The sequence below is a fragment of the Sphaerotilus sp. genome, from assembly GCF_041083715.1.
In the GTDB taxonomy this organism is placed as follows: domain Bacteria; phylum Pseudomonadota; class Gammaproteobacteria; order Burkholderiales; family Burkholderiaceae_C; genus Sphaerotilus.
On record NZ_JBFPGY010000090.1, the window covers coordinates 1 to 3,555 of the forward strand.

The window sequence follows — 3,555 nt, forward strand, 5'->3', positions numbered from 1 at the left end:
CGACAGTGGGTCCAGGCCATGCAGCGGCTGCTCGGCGACGCACCGCTTCGGGCGCAGCTGACCGCCGCGGCATTCGAGCGTGCCGTGCACCGCAGCCGGAGCAACTACAAGGAACAGGCCTGGGCGGAGATCTTCCGCCGCGCCACCGCTGCGGCTGCGGTGCGCGAGCACGTGGAACCCGGTCCGGCGGAAGTGACCGACATCGCCTGCTCTTCGCAATAAGACCTGGGGCAGTGCATGGAAGGCAGCGCGGAATTCCCCGTCAGGAACCACGTCCTGACAGGCCTCGACGACCACCTCTTCCTGTTTGGAGGAGGACAGCAGCAGTTCGACTTTCTGCTGGGCAACCGGGTCCCGGGCGCCAAGGACGTCCACAACTTCTTCGAGAACATCGCGCGCAGAACGTCCTTTTGCGGCGCCCGAGGCATCGAATACTTCCATGTGGTGTTCCCGTCCAAGCCGGTGATCGTGACGGACAAGCTCCCGCCGCCATACCGTGACCGCGTGCGAAGCCTGTTCCTGAGCCAGTACCTGGCGACTCGCCAGGGCGAGGCCGTTGACAGGCTGCTCTATCCGCATGCGCTGCTCAGAGTCGCCGGAGCCACCAACCGGGTCTTCCGGATCCTCGACACCCACATGACCGACCATGGCAATCTGGCGGTGGCCGAGTGGCTGCTGCTGCAACTGGGACTTGGATACGATGCCGGGAGGTATTTCACCCAGCACACGGAAGCCCTTCCAGGTGATCTGGCGGCGATGCTCGGATTGCCGACCCGACTCCCGGAACAGCGTCTGAAGGACCAGGCCGCACCGCTGTACTTCGACAATCGGCCCTTCCTGCCAGGCAACACCAACAACGTGATGGTGATCCACAACAGCGCCGCACGGACGAAGCGCCGTCTCCTCGTGTTCGGCGACTCCTTCATCAAGGACGGGCTGCGGTTCTATTCCCCGGTATTCAAGGACATTCTGTTCGTGCGGAGCACGACCTTCCACACGGACCTTGTCGATCTGTGTGCCCCCGATGTGGTGCTGACCAGCAACGCCGAGCGCTACCTGTCAACCGTCGGCAACGATGCCAGCGCCCAGAGCCTGCTGCTGGCCGATTTCGGAGAACGGAACGCCCGATCGGAACCCTTCTTCGAGGCCTTCCAGGCCCAGTTGTCATGGCGGCACCACCGCACGGCGTATGACACCTGGGAAAAGAAGATTCAGCGGGGCTGACCAGTCCCTGTCTGCACCATCTCGATCAATCGGGTGCTCCAGATGGACGGGGCCATGTCGAGGCAGCGGCGGTCAGGTCGGTCCGACAGGTCGGACAGATACGGGGGCGTCGCCGCCGCGATCGCCACGGCTCGACAGCGCTCGATGTCGAAATACCTCGTCGACGACCGGGCTGCATTGAACGCACCCGGCAACAGCGGCGCCAGCCCGATGTGCCCCCGCATCGCCCGGCAATGGCTCAGGTAATTCGGCCAGCCCATCGGATGCAGCACCCGCGTGCGCGGCAGGTCGCGGAACAGCCGGTTGACCTCGTGGTCGCCGATCACCTCGAACTGCGCCAGTGGACACGCCGACAGCACCTCGGCGATCACCGGCCGCAGCCAGCGCATCTCGTCGATGTGCACCGAGGTGCCGTGGTAGAAGATCTGCACTGGCTCGCCAGGCACTGGCTGGATCGGCACCCGGCCCGCGTCTTCGACCAGCGGCAGCGGCGGCATGGGCTGCATGGCGCGGTCGGCGTGCCGCTCGCACAGGGGCGCGGTTGATCCCCAATACTCGGTGACCAGCTCGGTCAGCACCCGGTGCATGCGCCCGCAGTAGCGCTGCAGCTTCTGCCGATACGGCGCCGGCAACCCCTGCCAGGCCTGGGGATCGAGCAGCTCGTCGTCCATGAAATAGACGATGCCCGCCAGCTGCGCCTGGTGCCGCTGCAGCGCCTCGGCCCACGCCGGAGTCAGGTAGCGAACGATCACGACCCGCGTGCCCGGCGGAAGGTCTGCCGGCGTCGGCAAGTCCAGGTCGAGGTGCCGGTAGGCCACGGGACACCCGCTGGCCTCGGCCCGCGGGCGGATGTAGTAATCGGTGGAGGGATTCGGCCCCTGCTGCAGCACCAGCCAGCGCAGCACCGGCTCGGTGGGTGGCGCAGGGCGGCGGATCGGGCGCCAACGGTCGAACAGGGTCATGGACAGATCAGGGCAGCGTCAGGAGGCAAGCGTCAAGATGGCCGTGCCGGGCACCGACTTTTCCGGGCTTTGCTCCAGCCGGTCTGGCCGACCATCGGACGATGCTACTCGAATGGCTCCGCACCCCGTCCGCCAGCCGCATCGACGACCGCCGTCCCCGCATGGCCCTCGTCACCCGTGGTCTGCAGCGCATCCCGACCCTGCCGGCGCTGCTGCCCGACTGGGCACTGAAGGCGGGAGCGGACGCCCAGGCCAGCGCCGTGCTGGCCTGGGGCCACAAACCCAGCGCCCGCGTCGCCGAACAGTTCGCGCAACGCCATGGTCTGCCGCTGCTGCGCGCCGAAGACGGCTTCCTGCGCTCGATCGACCTCGGCCACCGCTGCCCGCCACTGTCGATCGTGCTCGACGACCAGGGCATCTACTACGATGCGGCGCAGCCTTCGCGGCTGGAAAGCCTGATCGCCGCCCCGCTGGGCGCTGCGCAGCTCGATCGTGGCGCCCACCTGCGCGCCGCCTGGGTGCATGCCCGGGTCTCCAAGTACAACCACGCCCACGACGGCCTGCCCGATGCACTGCTGCGCCAGGCGGCCACCGATCCACCGGTGCTCGTGGTCGACCAGACCGCGGGCGACGCCTCGGTCACCGGCGCGGGCGCCAGCACCACCCACTTCCAGTGGATGCTGCAGGCAGCGCTCGACGAACACCCGGACGCGCCGATCTGGCTCAAGGTGCATCCCGACGTCATCGCCGGCCGCAAGCAGGGCCACTTCACCGACCTGACACCCGGCGAGGCCGCGCGGGTCACGGTGATCGCCGAGGCCATCCACCCACCCGCGCTGCTCGACGTGTGCCGGGCGGTCTACGTGGTCAGTTCGCAGATGGGGTTCGAGGCGCTGCTGCACGGCCGCGCCGTGCGCTGCTTCGGCCTGCCGTTCTACGCGGGCTGGGGGCTCACCGCCGACCACCTGAGCGCACCGGCCCGGCGCCGCGCCGCGAACCCGAACGTCGCTGCGCTCACCCACGCAGCCCTGATCGCGTATCCACGCTACCTGGACCCCGAAACCGAGCGTCTGTGCGAACCGGAGCGCCTGCTGGCCCACCTGTTCCTGCAACGCCGCCAGCGCGCCGCCTGCCCATCTCCGGTGCAGGTGCTGGGCTTTTCGCGCTGGAAACGCCCGATTGCCCGCGCCTTCCTGCAAGGCAGCGCCGACATCGCCTTCCTGCGCCGCGAGCGGCAGCTCGATCCAGGTACTGCGGTCGCGGTCTGGGGTCGCCGTCCGGCACCGCCACAGGCCACCGGCCCGGTGCTGCGCATCGAGGACGGATTCCTGCGCTCGGTCGGGCTGGGTGCGGACCTGACGCGCCCGGT

4 protein-coding genes are annotated in these 3,555 nt (G+C 68.4%); 3 read left to right on the forward strand and 1 reads right to left on the reverse strand.

What is annotated here, in order from left to right; all coding sequences use genetic code 11:
* A partial coding sequence (locus AB3X43_RS04470) for a hypothetical protein (protein WP_369428674.1) occupies positions 1-222 on the forward strand: 222 nt, incomplete at its 5' end.
* 15 nt (positions 223-237) lie between these two features.
* Positions 238-1,224, forward strand: a complete 987-nt coding sequence (locus AB3X43_RS04475; protein WP_369428675.1) for an alginate O-acetyltransferase AlgX-related protein — start codon at positions 238-240, stop codon at positions 1,222-1,224.
* On the opposite strand, the gene AB3X43_RS04480 is transcribed toward AB3X43_RS04475, so the two are convergent.
* Positions 1,212-2,186: a glycosyltransferase family protein gene (locus AB3X43_RS04480; protein WP_369428676.1), complete on the reverse strand. Its 975-nt coding sequence runs from the start codon at positions 2,184-2,186 to the stop codon at positions 1,212-1,214. The two genes, AB3X43_RS04475 and AB3X43_RS04480, sit on opposite strands and share 13 nt — an antisense overlap.
* Before the next feature lie 101 nt (positions 2,187-2,287).
* Between AB3X43_RS04480 and AB3X43_RS04485 the strand changes: the two genes are divergently transcribed.
* A partial coding sequence (locus AB3X43_RS04485; RefSeq protein WP_473965060.1) for a capsular polysaccharide export protein, LipB/KpsS family occupies positions 2,288-3,555 on the forward strand: 1,268 nt, incomplete at its 3' end.